Consider the following 18,478-nt stretch of genomic DNA (forward strand, 5'->3'; position numbering starts at 1 on the left):
CGAACGGCACTCTCGTCGCCACCTAGCCGACGAAAGTGCCGTCGGTCGGGGATGATGCGCGCGTGGAGCATCTCGACGTCCTGATCGTCGGGGCCGGCATCTCCGGCATCGACGCCGCCTACCGGCTGCAGACCGAGCATCCGCAGCGCACGTACGCGATCCTCGAGGCCCGCGACGGCATCGGCGGCACCTGGGACCTGTTCCGCTTCCCCGGCATCCGCTCGGACTCGGACATGTTCACGCTCGGCTTCCCGTTCCGGCCGTGGGCGGGTTCCACCGCGATCGCCGAGGGCGCCTCGATCCGGCGCTACCTGCAGGACACCGCCGCCGAGTTCGGCATCGACCGGCGCATGCGTTTCGGCCGCCGGGTCACGGCCGCGTCGTGGTCGAGCCCGGAGCAGCGGTGGGAGGTGCAGGTCACCGGGCCCGACGGCGGCACCGAGCGCTACACCTGCGACTTCCTGTTCCTGTGCAGCGGCTACTACCGATACGACCAGGGTTACTGCCCGGACCTGCCCGGCATCGACGGGTACCGCGGCGAGGTGGTCCACCCGCAGCACTGGCCCGAGCACCTGGAGCACGCCGGGAAGCGGATCGTCGTGATCGGCAGCGGGGCCACCGCCGTCACGCTGGTCCCGGCGCTGGCGCAGCGGGGTGCCGAGGTCACGATGCTGCAGCGCTCCCCGAGCTACGTCATCGCGCTGCCCGGCACCGACCGCCTCGCGCAGCGGCTGACGTCGCGGCTGGGCCACCGGATCGTGCGCTGGAAGAACATCCTCGTGACCTCGGCGTTCTACCAGCTGGCCCGGCGCGCCCCCGCCGTGGCGAAGCGGGTGCTGCGCGCGGGGCTCGAGCGCCAGATCCCCGAGCGCGAGGTCATCGACCGCGACTTCACACCTCGCTACCAGCCCTGGGACCAGCGGTTGTGCGTGGTGCCCGACGGCGACCTGTTCGAGGCGATGCGGTCGGGCCGCGCCCACGTCGTCACCGACACCATCGCGGGCTTCACGGCGGGCGCGGTCCGCCTCGCGTCCGGTCGGGAGCTGCCCGCCGACGTCGTCGTGACGGCGACCGGCCTGCAGTTGCAGGTCGGGGGTGGGATGCGGATCGACGTGGACGGCACGGAGATCGACCCCGGCCGCACCGTCGCCTACCGCGGCTGCCTGCTGTCGGGCGTGCCGAACCTCGCGCTGTGCATCGGCTACGTCAACGCCTCCTGGACGTTGCGGGCCGACCTCACGGCGCGCTACGTCTGCCGGCTGCTCGCGCACATGGACGCCCACGGCTACCGCTGCGCCACCCCGGAGCACGACGGTCCGGCCACCGCCCGGCCGCTGCTCGCACTCAACTCGGGCTACGTGCGGCGCGCGGCCGACGTCCTGCCCAAGCAGGGCAGCGCGGATCCGTGGGTGCTGCGGCAGAACTACCCGCTCGACCTGCTCGCCACCCGGTTCGGCGACGTCACCCGGGACATGGTGTTCACCGCCCGCCCGATGCGCCGTTCCCCGGTCGCGGTGGATTCCCTGCGCCCGGACGGGCACAGACCGTCATGATCCGCGGTATCGGTTGTCCGTGGTCCTCGGCGAGGCTGTTGCCCGATCGTCGGAGCTGGGAAACGAGCTCCCCGGGCAGGCGATCCATGCTCGAACTGTGCGTGATCCAGGTGAGCCGCACCCGAGGGCCGCTGCGACCGCACCGACGTGCGCCTCGGACCGATCATCGACGGTTGATCGCCGCGAGTCGCACGTCAACGCGGGCGCGACAACGCTGGCGTCCGGCTCGCCCCGATCAAGCGCGGTCGGTCACCGCGAACCGCACGGCCTCGCTGATGCGGGAGCAGTGCGGTACGGCTCGAGACGATCACGCGTCGCCGCCCGATCTCCGTGATCGCCCAATCAGATGCTCGGCCTGCCTCGCGGACCCGCGCGCTTGATCACGGGATCGGCGCGTTTCCCGACACCCTGCGTCGGGGAACGCGCCGACCTGGTGATCACGATGTTCGGTCCGCGCGAGCTCGGCCTGGCGGGGCCCCGCCGGGCCGCCCCAACACGATCGGGCAACAGCCTCCGGCACGACCATGGACAACCGATACCCGCGATCACGGGCGGGCTCAGGACGTCACGCACACCTGCCCGCGGTCGGTGCGGCGCGGGCCCTCTGCGTTCGGCCGGATGTCCGTGTCGAAGATCTCGGTCGGCAGGAAGACCGAGCAGCAGGCGTTCGGGATGTCGACGACGCCGCCGATGCGGCCCTCGACCGGGGCGGTGCCGAGGATCAGGTAGGCCTGCTCGCCGGTGTAGCCCCAGGTCTTGAGGTAGTCGATGGCGTTGAGGCAGGCGTTGCGGTAGGCCAGCGTCGCGTCCATGTAGAGGTTGCTGTTGTCGCGGTGGTCCACCGAGATGCCGATGAACGTGAGCCACTCCGAGTACTGCGGCTCGACCCGGCCCGGCATGAACACCGGATTGTTCTTGATCGCGTACTTCTCCATGCCGCCCTTGAGCAGGTCGACGTGCATGTCGATGAAGCCGCCCATCTCGATGGCGCCGCAGAAGTTGATCTCGCCGTCGCCCTGGCTGAAGTGCAGGTCGCCGCCTGAGAGCAGGGCGCCCGGCACGTGCACGGGGTAGAAGATGCGGCTGCCGCGCGTGAAGTTCTTGATGTCGTGGTTGCCGCCGTTCTCCCGGGCCGGCACGGTGCGCGCGCCGTCTCGGCCGATTGCTTCCGCGGCGGCACCGGTGGCGGTGCCGGGCAGGATGCCCTGGGCCAGCGGGGGCAGGGCCAGCGGCGGTACGCGGTCGGGATCGGTGGCGATCAGGGCCCGCTCGCGCTGGTTCCAGCTCGCCAGCAGGTCCGGGGACGGCGCGGTGCCGAACAGGCCGGGGTGGGTGATGCCGGTCATCCGCACGCCCGGGACGTGGCGGGAGGTGCACTGCTGGCCCTGGAAGTCCCAGACCGCCTTGTACGCGTCGGGGAAGTAGTCGGTGAGGAAGCCACCGCCGTTGATCTTCGCGAAGATGCCCGAGTACCCCCAACCCTGGCCGCAGAACTCGCCGACCTCCTGGGGCACCGGGCCGAGGTCGAGGATGTCGACGATGAGCAGGTCGCCCGGCTCGGCGCCCTCGACCCCGATCGGGCCGCTGAGCATGTGGGCGACGTCGAGGTTCACGTCGCGCACGTCGTTGGCCGAGTCGTTGTTGCCGATCTGCCCGTCGGTCCACTCCTTGCACTCGATCCGGAACGTGTCGCCCGGCTTGACCATGACGGCGGGCGGGATGTCGGGGTGCCAGCGGTTGTGCCCGGGCACCCGCTGGTCACGCATCGACTTCGCCTGCTCGACGCTGAACACGACCTCCGGCATGACGATCTCCTTTCGATCAGGCGGGGTGGGGCGCGGACGAGGACGCCGTGGGGTGGCGTCCGACGGCGAACCAGAGTCCGCCGAAGAGCAGGGCGCCGACGCCGAGATAGGCGGCGGCGAGGGCGGTGGAGTCGGTCCAGACACCGGTGATCAGCAAGAATCCCGGCACGGCCCCGGTGCCGAACGCCTCGACGAGGGTGACCCACCCGGTGAAGCGGGCGAGCCGGTCGATCCCGAGACCCAGTACGAGGAAGAACAGCAGCCACAGGAACGACCAGAACAGCCAGATGACGCCGAACGTGCGGTCGCCGAGGGCGGCGACGGAATGGACGGCGAACCCGGCCGCGCAGAGCGCCACGAACAGCGAGAACCACCCGAGGCCGGTCTGCGGCCATCCGGTCATCGCGTTGACGCCGACCCACAGGTAGGTGAACCCGAACAGGTACAGGCCCGCGGCGAGCGAGATGGACCTGGCGTCGCCGTCGGCCGCGATGATCAGGTAGGTCGGCGTGACGACCTGCAGCGCGCCGACGAAGAGGTTGATCGGCGCTGCCGCGCGTCCGTCGACGACGCCGAGCAGCAGCAAGCCGTTGACGAACAGCACCGCGCCGACGTAGAGCAGCCCGACGTTTCCCATCTCAGGGCCGCGGGAGCCGGGCGTGCAGCGGATGGGCGAGCCGCGGTGCCGGCCTTTCCGGGCCGCGGGTCGCGACCTGCGGGTTCTCGGCGCTGGCGCCCGCGGTGTCGAGCGCGGCGACCAGGCCCGGGGCCACGAGCCGGGTGCGTGGGCTCGTGAAGACCCGCCGCGCGGCGGTGCCGCAGTGCGGGCAGGGCAGCCGGGCGGACGCGTCGCCCATGGGGCGGCGGACGTCGACGTCGCCGCAGCCGGGGCAGCGGTACTGGTAGGTGACCATGCGACCTCCATTGCTTCCATTTGGAACTTATCCAGATGGAAGCGAAAGTCAAGCGCCCGGTGGCAGGGCGGGAGTTGGCGTTCGGACGGTCAGGCGGTGGTCGGACCGGCCGCGGTGGCACCGGTCAACCGGGCGAGCAGCGCCGACAGGGTGCTGCGCTGGTCATCGGTGAGGGCGGACAGCGCGGCCGCCTCGGCCTCGACGACCGCGGGGCGCAGGGACCGGCGCAGGCGCTGCCCGCGCGGCGTGAGGTGCACCAGCACGCGACGACGGTCGTGCACGTCGACCTCGCGGTGCACGAGCGCTTTCGTGGCCAGGTCGTCGACGATGCGGGTGAGCGTGGGCCCGGTGACGACCACGGCGCTCGCGATCTCGCTCATCGTCATGCCCTCGCGTTCGGCGAGCAGGTCGAGGATCCGCCACTTCTCGAGCGTGATCGCGCTGTCGCGCAGCACCTTCTGCACGGCGGCGGACACCCGGCCCGCGGCGCGGTCCAGCAGAAGGGACGGCGCGACGGCGGTGTCGTCCTCGCCGGTGCTACCCACTGTCCCCCCAGATCGTCCTCGCCGGACCTCTACCCAATCTAGTGCTTCCATGTGAAAGTAGCCGTCCGAGCCCGTCATCGTGCCGCAGGTCACCTCGAGAGGGGGGACATGCTCGTCACCGATCTCCGGGATGCGCCGCCCCGGCCACGTGGCGGCGATCGTCCCTTCCGGGTTGCGCTGGTCATCCCGTTGCAGGGGCCGGCCGGGTTGTTCGGCGCCTCGTGCGAGGCGGTGGCCGAGCTCGCCGCGGCGGAGCTGAACTGCACCACCGGGCTGCTCGGCCGCCCGGTGGAGCTCGTGGTCGTCGACGGTGGGGCACCGGCCGCGGAGATCGGCCGGCAGGTCGGGCGCCTGGTCGACGACGACCTGGTGGACGCGGTCACGGGCTGGCACATCTCCGCGGTCCGCGAGGCCGTGGTGCCCGCGATCGCCGGGCGGGTCCCGTACGTCTACACGTCGCTGTACGAGGGCGGCGAGCACCGTCCCGGCGTGTTCTGCTCGGGGGAGACGCCGGCCGACCAGGTCGCCCCCGCGCTGCGCTGGCTGCGCGACCACCTCGGGCTGCGCCGGTGGGCCCTCGTCGGCAACGACTACGTCTGGCCCCGGCGCTCCAGCCTCGCGGTGCGCACCTACGCGGCCGACCTGGAACTCACCCTGCTGGACGAGCAGTACCTGCCGCTCGGGGCGGGTGACGTCCCTGCCGCCGTCGAGCGCGTCGCTCGCAGCGGGGCGGACGCGGTGCTGATGCTGCTCGTCGGCCAGGACGCCGTGCGGTTCAACCGCTGCTTCGCCCGGCGCGGGCTGCAGGAGCAGATCGTGCGGTTCAGCCCGCTGATGGAGGAGAACATGCTCCTGGCCAGCGGGCCGGACGCGACCGCGGGCCTGTACGTGGCCGCGTCGTACTTCCGGTCACTGACCACGGCGGGTTCGCTGGACCTCGTCGGGCGCTACGTCCACCGGTTCGGGCGCCACGCCCCGCCGCTCAACAACGCCGCCGAGTCCTGCTACGAAGGCATCCGCACGCTGTTCGCGCTCTCGCACCGGGCGGGCTCCACGTGCGTGGACCGGATGATGGAGGTGGCCGATTCCGTCGGCTACGACGGCCCGCGCGGCGTGATGCACGTGCGCGACGGGCACGTGCGCCAGCGCGTGCACCTCGCGGTGGCCGACGAGGTCGACTTCACGGTGCTCACCGCGATCTGACCGGTGGGGGCACTAGCCCACCGGCTTGGTGCCCGCGGGGTCGCGCGGTCCGGGTGGCGGCGTCGGTAGGGGCCTGCCGCCGCCTCCGCCGCCCCCGCCGCCCTCGTCGTCCCCGCCGCCGCCCCCGTGGCGCGGCTCCACGGCGATGGCGACCGTGTCGGCGGGGTCGACCCGCGTGCCGGCGCTCGGCTGCTGCGCCGTGACGACCCCCGCGGTCGGGAGGGGGATGGCGGGGTCGGCTGCCACCGCCACGACGCGCGCCGTGAAGGCGAGGTCGTGCGCGTCGCTCACCTCCAGCCCGATCAGCGCGGGCACCAGCACCTTCTCCTGATCGCTCACGCACACTGCGTACCCGATCGGCCGCGGATGTTCACGGGCAGGCGTGATACGACGTGCGCACGGGTAGGGTCCGCCACGATCGGATGAGCGGCAGGGGGACGAATGTCCGACGGAACAGGCGGCGTCGACACGACCGTCGCCCACAACGCCCGGGTCTGGAACCACTGGCTGGGCGGCAAGGACAACTACGCGGTGGATCGCGAGGCCGGCGCCGTCGTCCAGGAGATGTTCCCGTCGATCGTCGAGGTGGCGCGCGCGGATCGCGCATTCCTCGGGCGGGTGCTGCGCCACCTCGCCGGGCACGAGGGCCTGCGACAGTTCCTCGACATCGGCACCGGCCTGCCCACCTCGTCCAACACGCACGAGGTGGCCCAGGGCATCGCTCCGGAGAGCCGGATCGTCTACGTGGACAACGACCCGCTCGTTCTCGCCCACGCCCGGGGCCTGCTGACCAGCACCCCGGCGGGGCGCACGGAGTACCTCGACGCCGATGCCCGTGACCCCGCGGCCATCCTGCGCGCCGCCGCCGGCACGCTGGACTTCGAGCGGCCCGTCGGCGTGATGCTGCTCGGCGTCCTCAACTTCATCCTGGACACCGACGAGGCCGCGCGCGTCGTCGCCGCGCTCGTGGACGCGGTGCCCTCGGGCAGCTTCGTCGCCGTCACCCACCCCACCCTGGAGCTGGGCGGCGAGGCCAACGCGAAGGCGATGGCGTTTTGGAACGAGAACGCCACGCCGCCGATCACCGCGCGCAGCCACGCCGAGCTCGCAGGCTTCCTCGAGGGCCTCGAGCTGCTCGAACCCGGCATCGTGCCCTGCTCGCGGTGGCGGCCCGACGGGGTCGAGGTCGGCGCCGTCGCCGACGTGCCGCAGTTCGGCGTGGTGGCACGCAAGCCCTGATCCGTCCTGTCGGTGCCGACGTGCACAATGCAGCCCACTCGAGTGAGGGGGAATTGCACGGATGGCTGCACCCAATCCGCTGTCGGACCAGGACCTGGAGGCAGCGCGCGCCGAGCTGTCGGCAGGCAAGCCGGTCACGGTCTGGTTCACCCCGGCCGCGGTCGGGGTCCCGGCCGGTGGCTCGGCGAAGCTGATCGCGATCGACGACACCGCCGAAGGGGATTTCATCCAGATCCGCCCCGCGGGCACGCGCGACACGATGTTCTGCTCGCCCGGCGAGCTCACCCGCACCCGGCCTCCGCGCAAGCGTGCGGGGTCCGCGAGCGCCCCGGCGCCGGAGCCGGCGAAGGGCCCGGAGTCGGCGAAGCGGCCGGAACCGGCGAAGCGCGCGACACCGGCCCCGGCTCCGCCGGCACCCGTTCCTGCGGAGCCGGCCCGCCCGGCCGAACCGCCGGCGGCGGAGAAGCGCCCGGAGCGCCCGCGCGCAGCCGGTCGTACGCCCCGTCCGCCTGCCGAGGTCACGGTCACGTTGAACGCCTCTCCCGACGGGGAGTGGACGGTCGAGGTCATGACCGGCAAGAAGCGCAGTGTGAAGGCCACACCGGTGCAGGCGGGCGACGTCGCCAAGGCCGCTCGCGCGCTGCCCTCCGAGGTCGCGGAGGCGATCGAGTCGTCGCTGGAGGCCGCGCGCCTGCGCCAGGTGGACCGGGTGGAGCGGCTACGCGCCGAGCTGGACGCCGCGCAGCGGGCGTTGCAGGAGCTGAGCTGAGCACTTCCCGGCTGTACGAGCGGCACTCCCGTCCGATAGAGCGATACCGAAGTGCCGCTCGTACAGCAGAACCGCTGTCACCAGCGGACGTACAGCGCCTGTGGCTTGCGGAACACCAGGCCCGACGGTGCAACCGGGTGCCGGTCGTCGAGCGTGAGATCCGGTAGGGCGGCCAGCACGGTGCGCACGCCGATCACGGTCTCGAGGCGGGCCAGGTCCATCGCCGGGCAGACGTGCGGGCCGTGGGCGAACGCGAGGTGCTGGCGGGCGTTGGCACGGTGCACGTCGAAGGTGTCCGGGTCGGGGAACGTGGCGGGGTCGCGGTTGGCCCCGGCCAGCGACACCGTCACCGGGTCGCCGCGGCGGATCATCGCGCCGGCGAGCGTGGTGTCGGTGGTGGCGTACCGGTCGACGACCGAGGCCGCGGGCTCGAGCCGCAGCGACTCCTCGACGGCGCCGGGCAGCAGCCCGGGATCCGCCCGCACCTCGGCGAGCTGGTCGGCACGGCGCAGCAGGTGCCACAGCAGGTTGAGGATCATGCCCTCGGTGGTCTCGATGCCGCCGAAGAGCAGGACCGCCGCGTTGGACACGACCGCGTCCCTTCCCAGGCCGGCCGCCACGGCGTCGGCGAGCAGCGAATCGCCGTGGAGCCCGGCGTGCACGTGGTGGGCGAGCGAGCCGAACGCCGCCGATGCCTCGGGCGGCACCGCGCCGCCCGCTGTCACCTCGGCCACCCCGTCGACGAACGTCGAGTACCACTGCAGGACGGTGGCGGTGTCGATCTCGGGGAGGCCCAGCGACTCGGCCACCACGCGCACCGCGAGCGGTCCGGCGAAGGCGGCGCGCAGCTCGGCGTGACCTGCCGCAGCGATCGCGGCCGTCAGCTCCTGCGCGTGCGCGGTGATCCGCGGCGCGAAGCGCTGCGCCACCTGCGCGGGACGGAACGGCGCCGCGAACGGCTTGCGCGCGGCGGAGTGAGCCGGGCCGTCGAGCGACAGCATGCTCGGCCCCACCACCTGCGCGGTGGAGAAGCGGGGGTCGTCGACGGTGAACGTGCGCGCGTCGCGCAGGACGTGCAGGGCGGCGTCGCGGCTGGTCACGAGCCAGTAACCGAGCTCGGGGACCCACGACACCGGCTCGGCGGCGCGCAGCCGGGCCAGCGCGGCGTGCGGGTCGGCAGCGAGCTCGGCGCGGGTCAGCGTCGCGCCCACGGGGAAGACGGTGGCCACGACGCCGCAGCCTATGCGCGCTAGCGTGACCGGCGTGATCGCGGAGGAGCTGAGAGCCGCCTGCCTGGCGTTCGCAGGTGCGGGCGAGGAGTTCCCGTTCGACGAGAGCAACAGCGTCTTCAAGGTCGCCGGCAAGATCTTCGCGCTCAGCCGGCTCGACGGGAACCCGCTTCGGGTGAGCCTCAAGTGCGATCCGGACCTCGCCGTGCAGCTGCGGATGAGCCATCCGGCGATCACCGCCGGGTATCACCTGAACAAGCGCCACTGGAACACGGTGGTGCTCGACGGCTCCGTGCCCGACGAGACGGTGCGCGAGATGATCGAGGACTCCTACGACCTCGTGGTCGCCCGGCTGCCGAAGGCGCAGCGCGAGCGGCTCGGCTGGGTGGCCCTGAGCCGCGGGGAGTGAAGGCGCATGGCGTTCCTGCAGCTCGTCACGATCGTCGTCCGTGACTACGACGAGGCGATCGCATTCTTCGTCGACGCGCTCGGCTTCGACCTCGTCGAGGACTCCCCGGCGTCGACGAACGACGGACGCCCGAAGCGATGGGTGGTCGTCCGCCCGCCCGGCGCCGCCACCGGTCTCCTGCTCGCCCGCGCCGACGGCCCCGCGCAGGAGGTGGCGGTGGGGAACCAGGTGGCCGGCCGGGTCGGCTTCTTCCTCGAGGTGCAGGACTTCGATGCGACCCACGAGCGGATGCGCGCCGCCGGGGTTCGGTTCGTGACCGAGCCGCGCCGCGAGCCGTACGGGCGCGTGGCGGTCTTCCTCGACATCGCCGGCAACCGCTGGGACCTGCTGTCCCGCTGAGACAGTCGGCACACAGCCGGGGCACAGGGTCGGTTCCTGGCGTCGCGGAGGTCAGGACGCAGGACCGGTGGAGGCAGTGATGAGGACAGGACCGAGCGACGAGGAACCTGTCGAGGGTCGGCCTGGACGACGACAACGTCTTCGGCGACGACGGCGGCGCGAGCCAGCCGGCCACCGTGACGGGCGACGTCACCAGCGGCTACACCGTCGCCCTCGCCGCCGGCATCGACACCCCGACCACACCCAGCGGCGGCGGTTCAGGTGGCCCGCCCCCCGGAGAGCAGCGCTAGAGCGGCGATCAGGACCGCACCGACGCCCCTCCTCGTTGCCGAACCAGGCCCGCGGACGCGCGATGGTGATCGCTGCGAGAAGCACCTGACGTCGCCGCGACAGCACCCACGCACTGCTCGCACCGATCACCCGGCCCTGATCGCTCCGAGACGTACGCCACCGTCGTCACACCCGCACCCAGGTACTGATCAGATCGATCACCGCGGACCGCGCCCGACCGATTCGGCAACCTCGATGTGACGCCCTCACACCACTCCTGGCGATCATGACGGCGCACCGGTGTGCGAGACCTACGTGAGTGCGGTCGCGAGGGCGCTGGAGCACGGCTCACGATGCGCGCTGCGTGATCGAGCCGGGCCTGTCGGGGGCGGGGAGACGGTGGCTGCCGCCGTCCGCGAACCACGCCACCGGCGTCGTCCGGTGCGCGCGAAGCTGCGTTGCAGACGCTCGGGCCCCTGAAAGGTCACGCTCTCATCCGAGTGATCAACGCTGACGCTCCGTGGTGATCGCGGCCCACGTCGCGGTGCGGGCCGGCGTGCAGCATTCACGAAAGAAGGCGTATCCAAGCGCGGAGTAGTCGACTCACACGATAGGGGCAGTCGATTTGTCTTGGCCCGCCGCGGATGGCTACCTTTTCCGTAGTCAGCAACGGCTCCCCGTTCGTACACGCTGACTTTGAAGGGAATCGGCTCCGGTCGACCCCGGTCCCTCGACAGGAGATGAACTGTGCTGAAGAAGGCTGGAATTGTTGTGGCTGCGGCCGCAGCCGGACTGCTCGCGGTGAGCCCGCTCGCCTTCGCCGGTGACGGCGACGGTGACCACGACGGCCACCACGGCAGCAAGACCAACGTCGAGGACGCCAACGGCATCGACAACTCGAGCAGCGGCGGCCTGCTGAACCTCGGCGGCAACAACATCACCGCTCCGATCAACGCCTGCGACAACCAGGTGCCGGTGAACGTGCTGGGCGTCCAGGTGCCGCTCAACAGCACCAGCGTTGTCGCCGACCTGACGGGCGCGGCAGGCCTGGGCCTGCTGGGCTCGGGTGAGGCCGAGGCCGAGGACGGCGACAGCTCGCTCGACGACTCCTGCAAGGCGGCCGGCGAGGCGGGCGACAGCTCCGAGATCGACGACTGACCTCTCGAGCGCGACCGCGGAACGGCGTCGGACCTTCGGGTCCGGCGCCGTTCTCGTGCGTCCGTACCCCGGTCATCGCGCTGCTGTGGCCACCGGGGGCAGTCCGTGTTCGAGGTAGGTGCTGCCGGCGCGGGCGAACTGGAGCGCGGACCTGAGGCGGCGGGACAAGCGCGGGATCAGGTAGTCGTCGAGATCGTCCGCGTCGACCCACTCCCGGCGATCGAGTTCCTCGCCGTTCAGGATGATGCGGGTCTCGTCCTCTCCGAGCGGTCCGCAGTCGAACAGGAACAGTAACTTGTCGCCATCGCGCTCGTTGGGCGCCCAGTCCACGGCGATGAGGCGTTGCGGTTCCCGATCGAGGTTCAATTCTTCACGGATCTCGCGCCGGCAGGCTGCTGCGGGGGATTCGCCGCTTTCGACGGTTCCACCGGGGATCTCCCAGGTGTCGTCCTTGTACGTCGGGTGCACCAGCAGCACGCGGCCCCGGTCGTCGACGAACAGCGCTCCGGCGGCGACGCGAGGGGTGGCGTAGGTATCCTCGGGCGATCCCATCTCCGGGACCCTATGCGCCTCGGCGACGCGCGGGCGGCCGCTCAGGTCCCCACGGGCGACAGGAGCCGTTGCGCCGGGCAGACCGAGACGAGCAGCGCTGCACCGATGAGCACCGGGATCGCATAGGTGGCGACCTCGTCGACCCCGATCGTCAGGGACATCGCGAAGAGGTAGATCGCCAGCAGGCCCGCCGCGGCCTTGCCCGTCCAGCGACGCCGGAAACCTGCCACCAACGCCACGGCCAGCAGCACCTCGACGCCCGTCGCCACCACGGCGGCGGCAGTGGCGAGCAGGCGCGGCGAGCCGCCGAGCATGAGTTGGGTGTAGTCGACGAACACCGCCCAGCTGCCCCACGACACACCTGGCGCGCCCGGCGGCCCGAACGCACCGAACCGATCGGCCACCGCGCCTGCGAAATCCACGGCGAGAAGCACGGCCATCACCCATCCTCCGGCCCGGATCAGGGTCGTGCCGGCTCCCGCGAGGAACAGCGCGGCCAGCCCGACCGCGGCCGCGCCGAAGACCAGGGTGATGGTCCCCGGCACCACGCCGGCCCACGCTGCCCACGCGAGCTGGAAGAGTGCCCCGCCGCCCACCCACGCCAGTCCTCCGAGCCTGCGTGCACGGTCCATGTACTCCACGGACTCCGCCCCCTCGATTGGTAAGGTTCCGTACTAAATCGAACCTAGCCCGGAGGGTGATCGATGGTCAAGCGCCTTACTAATCCGCTGCGGAACCGGCCCACCCCGCTCGGCTCGCTGCTCAACGCCGCCGCGACGCGCCTGTCCGCGGAGCTGGACGGTGCGCTGCGCGCGGCCGGTTTCGACGACGTGCGGGCGGCACATGCCCCGGTGTTCATGGCGATCGACCCGGACGGCACCCGGGTGACCGATCTGGCTGCGCGGGCCGCGATGTCGAAACAGGCGATCGGCGAGCTGATCCGCCACCTCGGCGACCGCGGCTACATCACCCTCACGCCGGACCCGAAGGACGGGCGTGCCAAGAGGGTGCAGCTGACCGAGCGCGGCTGGCGCACGGTCGAGCTCGGCGAGCGGGTCATCGCCGAGTTCGACGCCTGGCTCGACCACGCGGTCGGTCCTGATCACGTCGCGCAGCTCCGTCAGGCGCTCGAGCGCATCATCACCACCGATCCACGCCACCGGCGGCCGCCTCGCGAATCGGCGAAGTCCTGATCCCCCTCGCGGTCACACTCCTTCCCCGCGGCGTGTCAGGGAGGTGAACCCCGGAACCCGGCCGATGCGTTCGGGTCCCGGACTCGCCAACCGTGGAGAGAAGAAGCCATGACCTCACCCCTCCTGCTCACCGGCGGCACGGGCACGCTCGGACGCCTCGCGCTGCCGCTCCTGCGGGACGCGGGCCGCAAGGTCCGCGTGCTCACCCGGCACCAGCACGAGCCCGCCGACGGGATCGAGTACGTGACCGGGGACGTCGGCACCGGCAGCGGGGTCGACGCCGCGGTGACGGGCATCGAGACGATCGTGCATTGCGCGGGAGGCGCCAAGGGCGACGGGGACAAGGCTCGCAACCTGGTGCAGGCGGCATCGCGGGCAGGCGTCCGGCACCTGGTGTTCATCTCGGTGGTCGGCGCCGACCGGATCCCGGTCGTCAGCGGCGTCGACCGCGCCATGTACGGCTACTTCGCGGAGAAGCGCGACGCCGAGCGCGTCATCGCCGAATCCGGCGTGCCGTGGACGACGCTGCGCGCCACCCAGTTCCACGACTGGATCCTGACGCTGCTGGGCCAGATGGCGAAGATGCCGGTGATGCCGCTCTGGGGAGGGGCCCGGTTCCAGCCGGTCGACTCCGGCGAGGTCGCGGCCAGGCTGGTGGAACTGGCGCTCGGCGAGCCGTCCGGGCTGGTGCCCAGCATCGCGGGCCCGCGCGTGTACGGGATGGAGGAGCTCGCCCGCAGCTACCTGCGTGCGGTCGGCAAGCGCCGATTGATGATCTCCCCGAAGGCTCCCGGCAAGGCTGCGGCCGCGTACCGGGCCGGTGCCAACCTCGCCCCGGAGTGCGCCGTCGGCCGACGCACGTGGGAGGACTTCCTGGCCACTCAGGTGCGGCAGGGGCTGTGACGGGCTGCGGGCGGGGGCCGTCAGGTCACATCGACACGTTCCGGTCCGTCAAAGGCATGACGGAACACAACCGGAGGGTGCGACCGTGGTCGAACGCGACTGGCTGACCGATCGGTTCGAGGCCCACCGCACGCATCTGCGCTCGGTGGCCTACCGGGTGCTCGGGTCGCATGCCGAGGCCGACGACGCCGTGCAGGAGGCGTGGTTGCGGCTCGCCCGGTCCGACAGCGGCCAGGTGGAGAACCTGGGCGGCTGGCTCACCACGATCGTCGCCCGGGTGTCGCTGGACATGCTGCGCTCGCGCACCTCCCGGCGCGAGGAGCTCCACAGCGCACACTCGCCCGACCTCGACATCAACGCTGACGGTGGCACCGGCCCGGAGCACGAGGTCCTGCTGGTCGACGCCGTCGGTTCGGCGCTCCTGGTCGTGCTCGACACGCTGACGCCCGCCGAGCGGCTCGCGTTCGTGCTGCACGACTTGTTCGCCGTGCCGTTCGAGGAGATCGCGCCGATCGTCGACCGCTCGCGCGCTGCCGCGCGGCAGCTCGCCAGCCGCGCCCGCCGCCGCGTGCGGGGCGCGACCCCTGGTGCGGAGAACGACCTGTCCCGGCAGCGGGCGATGGTCGAGGCATTCCTCGCCGCCTCGCGCGACGGAGACTTCACGGCGTTGATGTCGCTGCTCGGCCCGGACGTCGTGCTGAGTTCCGACGCCGCCGCCGTGCGGGCCGGCGCGTCGGAGGAGGCCCGCGGCGTCGCGGCTGTGGCCACCGTGTTCGCCGGACGGGCGAAGGCGGCTCGACTCGCCCTGGTCGACGGGGCCGCCGGGGCCGTGTGGGGGCCGGCCGGGCAGCCGCGTGTCGTGTTCGAGTTCACGACCAGTGGCGGGAAGATCGTTAGGATCGACATTCTCGCCGATCCCGAATACCTCGCCGAGGTCGAACTCTCGATCCTCGGGTGAGCGGCGCCCGGCGCGGGCCCCGAATTCGGAAGCAGAGACCGTCCATCAGAATGAGGCGTCGATGAGGGCTGCCCGAACGAAGATTTCCAGCATATCCGGAGCTCGTGTCGTCGTGTTCTGGTTCGCTACCGGCGTCATCGCGACCGAGTCCGTGGTGGGAGGGATCTGGGACATCCTGCGAACCGACTACGTGCGGGATGTCCTGGAGGTGCAACTCGGCTACCCGCCGTACGTGGCGATCATTCTCGGGATCTGCAAGATCCCGGGAGCCCTGGTGCTGCTCGCGCCCGGGTTCCCGCGGCTCAAGGAGTGGGTCTATGCCGGGATGATCTTCATCTACACCGGAGCGGTCATCTCGCACCTGGCCGTCGGAGACGTCGCCGGCGCCATCGGCCCGGTCGGCTTCACCGTCATCACGATGACGTCCTGGGCGCTGCGCCCCTGCTCGCGCCGCGACCTTGCGGCAGGGACCGGGTTCCTCGACCGCCTGTCCACGCCCGCCGTGACGAGCGGCAAGGCGCTGCTGATCTGGTACTGGGCCACCACGGGCGTGATCGTTTTCGTGTTGCTGACCGGCGGCCTGGCCGACCTGTCCCGGCGACCGGAAACGGCCGCCGGCGTGCTGGCCCTCGGCTACCCGCTGTACTTCGTGTCGATCCTGGGGTCCTGGAAGCTGCTCGGTGTCGCAGTATTGCTCGCCCCGCGATTTCCGCGGCTCAAGGAGTGGGCATACGCGGGCGCGTTCTACAACTTCGCCGGAGCGTTCACGTCGCACCTGGTGTCCGGTTCGGACGCGAATCACCTCATCTGGACGGGTCTTTTCAGTGTCTGCACGATCGCGTCGTGGGCGCTGCGGCCCCATGACCGCCGATCTCTCGGCTCATCGGTCACATTCCTTCGCCGCGATCCGTCAGAGCAATGACACCACCAGTACGAGGAGCTCTCATGACTTCAGGTATGACGACGATCATCTATCCCGTCACGGACCTCGCGAAGGCCAAAGCGGTCTACCGCGAGTTGCTGGGCGTGCAGCCGACCATGGACGAGGTGTACTACGTCGGCTTCTCCGTGGCCGGGCAGGACATCGGCCTGGATCCCCACGGCCACCGGTCGGGCCCCGTCAGCTACTGGCAGGTCGAAGACATCAGGGCGGGTGTCACGGCGCTGGTGGAGGCCGGTGCGGTGGCGCACCAGGACGTCAAGGACGTCGGTGGGGGCAAGCTGACCGCCGCGGTGAAGGACCCGGACGGCAACATCATCGGCCTGATCCAGTCTGCGTGAGACGTACGGCCGACGACCGCGGCGAGCGCTTCGCCGCGGCAATGCGGGTGACCGTGACCTTGCTGGCGATCGCGCTGTTGACCCAGGCCGTCACCGCCGGGCTGCTGCTCTCGACACCGGGCGGCCGGCTGGCCCACAGCGCCACAGCGGCGTTCGTCGTGCTCGCCGCCGTGGTGCAGCTGGTTGCCGCCATCGTGGTGTGGCGGCCGGGTGGAGGATCGCCGCGGTTCGCTCTGGTCAGCTTCTTCCTGCTGGTCACGGTGCTGGCGGAGGGGCTGGCAGGTGCCGCTCGGCTCACCGCGCTCCACGTGCCGCTCGGCGCCCTCCTCCTTGCGGGCGGTGCCGTCCTGGCCTCACGAACCTGGTCACGACAGTGACCGCCTGTTTCCGTGCACCCTCGGAGGAGCCATGGCGCTACTGCTGAAGCGCACTCGTCGACGGTTCGACGACGCGGCCGACGATCGACGGATGTGGTCGGTCGCCACCGTCTTCACCCGGGTGGCGCTGTCGGCGGGCTTCCTGTCGGCAGTCGCCGACCGGTTCGGGCTGTGGGGACCTGCGGGCACGGCCAACGTGTCCTGGGGTGGCTTCGAGCCCTACCTCGCCTACGTCGCCGCCCTCGCGCCGTACCTGCCGGCACCGCTGCTCGGCGTCGCCGGCTGGGGGGCGACGCTCGCCGAGCTCGCCCTGGGTCTCACTCTGCTGCTCGGGGTGGCGCTGCGCTGGTCGGCATGGCTGAGCGTGGCAACGTTGCTGGTCTTCGGGCTGTCGATGTTCCTGTTCGCCGGCTTCGAGGCCCCGCTGAGCGCCTCCGTGTTCAGCGCGTGTGCCGCGGCGCTGCTGCTGGCGCTGTCTCCGGCGCACGGCCACGCGTTCACCGTGGACGGGCTTCGCCGCCAGGGCCGCTGACAGACGCTGGGAGGAGGTCGCCCGGACACCGCCCGGTTCTGGCCGGGCGCGGGACGTCCACCAACTCCGCCAGGTGGGCCCGGGCGTTCGGACAGGTCGCGATGTCTTCGTGGGAGCAGTTCAGCCCGGCCTCGAGGAGATCGAGCGCCGACCGCAGGGCCGCCATCCTCACCTGCAGCGCGTCGTGGTTGCGGCGTAGCACGTCCTTGCGCGCAGAGGTGTGGATCGAGGTGAGGAACTCCCGGATCTCCGGCAGCGGCAGACCGGCGCGCTTCATGATCACGATGGAGGCGACCTGGAACAGGTCGTCGCGGGTGTAGCGGCGGCGGCCGCCCTCGACGCGGGCGGGGGAGAGCAGGCCCACCGACTCCCAGTGGCGCAGTACGTGGGCCGGCAGGCCGAAGTGGTCGGCCACCTGACCGATCGTCATCGGGCTTGACTTCATGTCGACATTAGGTCCGAGCATGGCGGCCATGTCCAGCCTCCTTGCCGTCCTCGACGCCGCCGACGCGCATCCCGTGGCCGTCACGCTGCGCGCACGCTCCTACGAGCTGCTCGGCGACCTCACCGACCTCACCGACCGAACGGTGGTCGACGTCGGCTGCGGCGGTGGCCGTGCGGTCGCCGAGCTGGCCGAGCGCGGTGCCCGTGCGGTCGGCGTCGACCGCGATCCCGAGATGATCGGTGTGGCCCGGGAGCGCTGGCCGACAGGCGAGTTCCACGTCGGCGACGCCTGCGAGCTGCCGCTGGAGACCGGGTCGGTTGCCGGCTACCGCGCGGACAAGGTGCTGCACGCGCTCGCCGACCCGGAGCGCGCCGTGGCCGAGGCTCGGCGCGTGCTCGCCCCGGGTGGGCGGGCCGTGCTGCTCGGCCAGGACTGGGACACCCTCGCCATCGACTCGGACGAGCCGGAGACCACGCGCCGGCTCGTCCGCACGAAGGCGGACTCGCTCCCGTCGCCGCGCGTCGCCCGCAGGTACCGCAACCTGCTGCTCGACGCCGGATTCACCGACCCTGTGGTCGAGGTGCACACCCTCGTGCTCACCGACGACACCGCGCTCGGCCTGCTGCACCGGATGACCGACGAGGAGAGCTGGCTCGCCGAGCAGGCCGAGCGCGCGCGGACGAACCGGATCTTCGTCGCGGTGCCGATGTTCCTCGTGGCCGCGCAGGGATAGCGCCGAGCGCG

General features: G+C 71.5%; 24 protein-coding genes. 15 read left to right on the top strand and 9 right to left on the bottom strand.

Translation table 11 applies throughout. The features are described from left to right. Positions 1-62: 62 nt before the first annotated feature. A complete protein-coding gene (locus CFP66_RS38325; RefSeq protein WP_198961953.1) occupies positions 63-1,553 on the top strand; it encodes an NAD(P)/FAD-dependent oxidoreductase in 1,491 nt (496 codons plus the stop codon). A gap of 557 nt (positions 1,554-2,110) precedes the next feature. Here CFP66_RS38325 and fmdA read toward each other — a convergent pair. The 4 genes from fmdA to CFP66_RS38345 all read right to left on the bottom strand — a co-directional run bounded on the left by fmdA (position 2,111) and on the right by CFP66_RS38345 (position 4,817). Then, positions 2,111-3,358: a formamidase gene (fmdA, locus tag CFP66_RS38330; protein ID WP_094930264.1), complete on the bottom strand. Its 1,248-nt coding sequence runs from the start codon at positions 3,356-3,358 to the stop codon at positions 2,111-2,113. Positions 3,359-3,374: 16 nt separating this feature from the next. Next, positions 3,375-3,995, bottom strand: coding sequence for an AmiS/UreI family transporter (locus tag CFP66_RS38335; RefSeq protein WP_094930265.1), 621 nt, complete (start codon positions 3,993-3,995; stop codon positions 3,375-3,377). Position 3,996: 1 nt separating this feature from the next. Next, the gene (locus tag CFP66_RS38340) at positions 3,997-4,272 is read right to left on the bottom strand and encodes an FmdB family zinc ribbon protein (protein ID WP_094930266.1); all 276 of its coding nucleotides are present in this window, start codon (positions 4,270-4,272) and stop codon (positions 3,997-3,999) included. Between the two features lie 89 nt (positions 4,273-4,361). Then, positions 4,362-4,817, bottom strand: a complete 456-nt coding sequence (locus tag CFP66_RS38345; RefSeq protein ID WP_158228381.1) for a MarR family winged helix-turn-helix transcriptional regulator — start codon at positions 4,815-4,817, stop codon at positions 4,362-4,364. Between the two features lie 108 nt (positions 4,818-4,925). Here CFP66_RS38345 and CFP66_RS38350 point away from each other — a divergent pair, with 108 nt between their 5' ends. Beyond that, positions 4,926-6,020 carry a substrate-binding domain-containing protein gene (locus CFP66_RS38350; protein ID WP_094930268.1) on the top strand — a complete coding sequence of 365 codons (1,095 nt, stop codon included), beginning with the start codon at positions 4,926-4,928 and terminating at the stop codon, positions 6,018-6,020. A 12-nt stretch (positions 6,021-6,032) separates the two neighbouring features. On the opposite strand, the gene CFP66_RS48275 is transcribed toward CFP66_RS38350, so the two are convergent. Then, the gene (locus tag CFP66_RS48275; protein WP_094930269.1) at positions 6,033-6,359 is read right to left on the bottom strand and encodes a PASTA domain-containing protein; all 327 of its coding nucleotides are present in this window, start codon (positions 6,357-6,359) and stop codon (positions 6,033-6,035) included. Between the two features lie 102 nt (positions 6,360-6,461). Between CFP66_RS48275 and CFP66_RS38360 the strand changes: the two genes are divergently transcribed. Beyond that, positions 6,462-7,259, top strand: coding sequence for an SAM-dependent methyltransferase (locus tag CFP66_RS38360; protein ID WP_094930270.1), 798 nt, complete (start codon positions 6,462-6,464; stop codon positions 7,257-7,259). Between the two features lie 61 nt (positions 7,260-7,320). Continuing rightward, positions 7,321-8,028, top strand: coding sequence for a DUF6319 family protein (locus CFP66_RS38365; protein ID WP_094930271.1), 708 nt, complete (start codon positions 7,321-7,323; stop codon positions 8,026-8,028). A 77-nt stretch (positions 8,029-8,105) separates the two neighbouring features. Here CFP66_RS38365 and CFP66_RS38370 read toward each other — a convergent pair whose 3' ends face one another. Further along, positions 8,106-9,257 carry a cytochrome P450 gene (locus CFP66_RS38370; protein WP_094930272.1) on the bottom strand — a complete coding sequence of 384 codons (1,152 nt, stop codon included), beginning with the start codon at positions 9,255-9,257 and terminating at the stop codon, positions 8,106-8,108. 34 nt (positions 9,258-9,291) lie between these two features. Between CFP66_RS38370 and CFP66_RS38375 the strand changes: the two genes are divergently transcribed. The 3 genes from CFP66_RS38375 to CFP66_RS38390 all read left to right on the top strand — a co-directional run bounded on the left by CFP66_RS38375 (position 9,292) and on the right by CFP66_RS38390 (position 11,493). Next, complete coding sequence (locus CFP66_RS38375; RefSeq protein WP_198961954.1) at positions 9,292-9,666, top strand: MmcQ/YjbR family DNA-binding protein; 375 nt, start codon at positions 9,292-9,294, stop codon at positions 9,664-9,666. A 6-nt stretch (positions 9,667-9,672) separates the two neighbouring features. Beyond that, positions 9,673-10,065 (top strand): VOC family protein, encoded by a 393-nt coding sequence (locus CFP66_RS38380; RefSeq protein WP_094930274.1) that lies wholly within the window; start codon positions 9,673-9,675, stop codon positions 10,063-10,065. A 1,017-nt stretch (positions 10,066-11,082) separates the two neighbouring features. Beyond that, positions 11,083-11,493 carry a hypothetical protein gene (locus tag CFP66_RS38390; protein WP_094930275.1) on the top strand — a complete coding sequence of 137 codons (411 nt, stop codon included), beginning with the start codon at positions 11,083-11,085 and terminating at the stop codon, positions 11,491-11,493. Positions 11,494-11,565: 72 nt separating this feature from the next. Here CFP66_RS38390 and CFP66_RS38395 read toward each other — a convergent pair whose 3' ends face one another. Together CFP66_RS38395 and CFP66_RS38400 are read right to left on the bottom strand one after the other, a co-directional pair. Then, positions 11,566-12,045 carry an NUDIX hydrolase gene (locus CFP66_RS38395; protein WP_094930276.1) on the bottom strand — a complete coding sequence of 160 codons (480 nt, stop codon included), beginning with the start codon at positions 12,043-12,045 and terminating at the stop codon, positions 11,566-11,568. Positions 12,046-12,086: 41 nt separating this feature from the next. After that, the gene (locus CFP66_RS38400) at positions 12,087-12,677 is read right to left on the bottom strand and encodes a hypothetical protein (protein WP_143517519.1); all 591 of its coding nucleotides are present in this window, start codon (positions 12,675-12,677) and stop codon (positions 12,087-12,089) included. A 72-nt stretch (positions 12,678-12,749) separates the two neighbouring features. On the opposite strand from CFP66_RS38400, the gene CFP66_RS38405 reads away from it, so the two are divergent. The 7 genes from CFP66_RS38405 to CFP66_RS38435 all read left to right on the top strand — a co-directional run bounded on the left by CFP66_RS38405 (position 12,750) and on the right by CFP66_RS38435 (position 17,289). Then, entirely contained in the window at positions 12,750-13,238 is a 489-nt protein-coding gene (locus tag CFP66_RS38405) for a MarR family winged helix-turn-helix transcriptional regulator (protein WP_094930278.1), read from the top strand. 108 nt (positions 13,239-13,346) lie between these two features. Continuing rightward, positions 13,347-14,141, top strand: a complete 795-nt coding sequence (locus CFP66_RS38410) for an SDR family oxidoreductase (RefSeq protein WP_094930279.1) — start codon at positions 13,347-13,349, stop codon at positions 14,139-14,141. 85 nt (positions 14,142-14,226) lie between these two features. Then, positions 14,227-15,099 carry a sigma-70 family RNA polymerase sigma factor gene (locus CFP66_RS38415; RefSeq protein WP_094930280.1) on the top strand — a complete coding sequence of 291 codons (873 nt, stop codon included), beginning with the start codon at positions 14,227-14,229 and terminating at the stop codon, positions 15,097-15,099. A 61-nt stretch (positions 15,100-15,160) separates the two neighbouring features. Continuing rightward, positions 15,161-16,021 (top strand): DoxX family protein, encoded by an 861-nt coding sequence (locus CFP66_RS48755; RefSeq protein ID WP_233160058.1) that lies wholly within the window; start codon positions 15,161-15,163, stop codon positions 16,019-16,021. Between the two features lie 23 nt (positions 16,022-16,044). Beyond that, positions 16,045-16,380 carry a VOC family protein gene (locus CFP66_RS38425; protein ID WP_094930281.1) on the top strand — a complete coding sequence of 112 codons (336 nt, stop codon included), beginning with the start codon at positions 16,045-16,047 and terminating at the stop codon, positions 16,378-16,380. Beyond that, positions 16,377-16,757, top strand: a complete 381-nt coding sequence (locus CFP66_RS38430) for a hypothetical protein (RefSeq protein ID WP_143517520.1) — start codon at positions 16,377-16,379, stop codon at positions 16,755-16,757. Before CFP66_RS38425 ends, CFP66_RS38430 begins: the two co-directional genes overlap by 4 nt. A gap of 31 nt (positions 16,758-16,788) precedes the next feature. Further along, on the top strand, positions 16,789-17,289 hold the full coding sequence (locus CFP66_RS38435; RefSeq protein WP_198961957.1) for a hypothetical protein: 501 nt from the start codon (positions 16,789-16,791) through the stop codon (positions 17,287-17,289). Here the strand turns inward: CFP66_RS38435 and CFP66_RS38440 are convergent. Beyond that, entirely contained in the window at positions 17,255-17,764 is a 510-nt protein-coding gene (locus CFP66_RS38440; RefSeq protein WP_233160052.1) for a MerR family transcriptional regulator, read from the bottom strand. The genes CFP66_RS38435 and CFP66_RS38440 overlap by 35 nt on opposite strands. Between CFP66_RS38440 and CFP66_RS38445 the strand changes: the two genes are divergently transcribed. Further along, positions 17,763-18,467: a methyltransferase domain-containing protein gene (locus CFP66_RS38445; protein WP_094930309.1), complete on the top strand. Its 705-nt coding sequence runs from the start codon at positions 17,763-17,765 to the stop codon at positions 18,465-18,467. The genes CFP66_RS38440 and CFP66_RS38445 overlap by 2 nt on opposite strands. Positions 18,468-18,478 lie beyond the last annotated feature (11 nt).

The organism is Pseudonocardia sp. MH-G8 (genome assembly GCF_002262885.1).
GTDB lineage: Bacteria > Actinomycetota > Actinomycetes > Mycobacteriales > Pseudonocardiaceae > Pseudonocardia.

What these genes read in the sequence shown, in the direction of transcription:
- CFP66_RS38340 (WP_094930266.1), bottom strand. Translation starts at nt 4,272, where the DNA reads ATGGTCACCTACCAGTACCGCTGCCCCGGCTGCGGCGACGTCGACGTC.
- CFP66_RS38400 (WP_143517519.1), bottom strand. Translation starts at nt 12,677, where the DNA reads ATGGACCGTGCACGCAGGCTCGGAGGACTGGCGTGGGTGGGCGGCGGG.
- CFP66_RS38435 (WP_198961957.1), top strand. Translation starts at nt 16,789, where the DNA reads ATGGCGCTACTGCTGAAGCGCACTCGTCGACGGTTCGACGACGCGGCC.
- CFP66_RS38395 (WP_094930276.1), bottom strand. Translation starts at nt 12,045, where the DNA reads ATGGGATCGCCCGAGGATACCTACGCCACCCCTCGCGTCGCCGCCGGA.
- CFP66_RS38405 (WP_094930278.1), top strand. Translation starts at nt 12,750, where the DNA reads ATGGTCAAGCGCCTTACTAATCCGCTGCGGAACCGGCCCACCCCGCTC.
- CFP66_RS38380 (WP_094930274.1), top strand. Translation starts at nt 9,673, where the DNA reads ATGGCGTTCCTGCAGCTCGTCACGATCGTCGTCCGTGACTACGACGAG.
- CFP66_RS48755 (WP_233160058.1), top strand. Translation starts at nt 15,161, where the DNA reads ATGAGGGCTGCCCGAACGAAGATTTCCAGCATATCCGGAGCTCGTGTC.
- CFP66_RS38425 (WP_094930281.1), top strand. Translation starts at nt 16,045, where the DNA reads ATGACTTCAGGTATGACGACGATCATCTATCCCGTCACGGACCTCGCG.
- CFP66_RS38445 (WP_094930309.1), top strand. Translation starts at nt 17,763, where the DNA reads ATGTCCAGCCTCCTTGCCGTCCTCGACGCCGCCGACGCGCATCCCGTG.
- CFP66_RS38335 (WP_094930265.1), bottom strand. Translation starts at nt 3,995, where the DNA reads ATGGGAAACGTCGGGCTGCTCTACGTCGGCGCGGTGCTGTTCGTCAAC.
- CFP66_RS38360 (WP_094930270.1), top strand. Translation starts at nt 6,462, where the DNA reads ATGTCCGACGGAACAGGCGGCGTCGACACGACCGTCGCCCACAACGCC.
- CFP66_RS38440 (WP_233160052.1), bottom strand. Translation starts at nt 17,764, where the DNA reads ATGGCCGCCATGCTCGGACCTAATGTCGACATGAAGTCAAGCCCGATG.
- CFP66_RS38350 (WP_094930268.1), top strand. Translation starts at nt 4,926, where the DNA reads ATGCTCGTCACCGATCTCCGGGATGCGCCGCCCCGGCCACGTGGCGGC.
- CFP66_RS38365 (WP_094930271.1), top strand. Translation starts at nt 7,321, where the DNA reads ATGGCTGCACCCAATCCGCTGTCGGACCAGGACCTGGAGGCAGCGCGC.
- CFP66_RS38410 (WP_094930279.1), top strand. Translation starts at nt 13,347, where the DNA reads ATGACCTCACCCCTCCTGCTCACCGGCGGCACGGGCACGCTCGGACGC.
- fmdA (WP_094930264.1), bottom strand. Translation starts at nt 3,358, where the DNA reads ATGCCGGAGGTCGTGTTCAGCGTCGAGCAGGCGAAGTCGATGCGTGAC.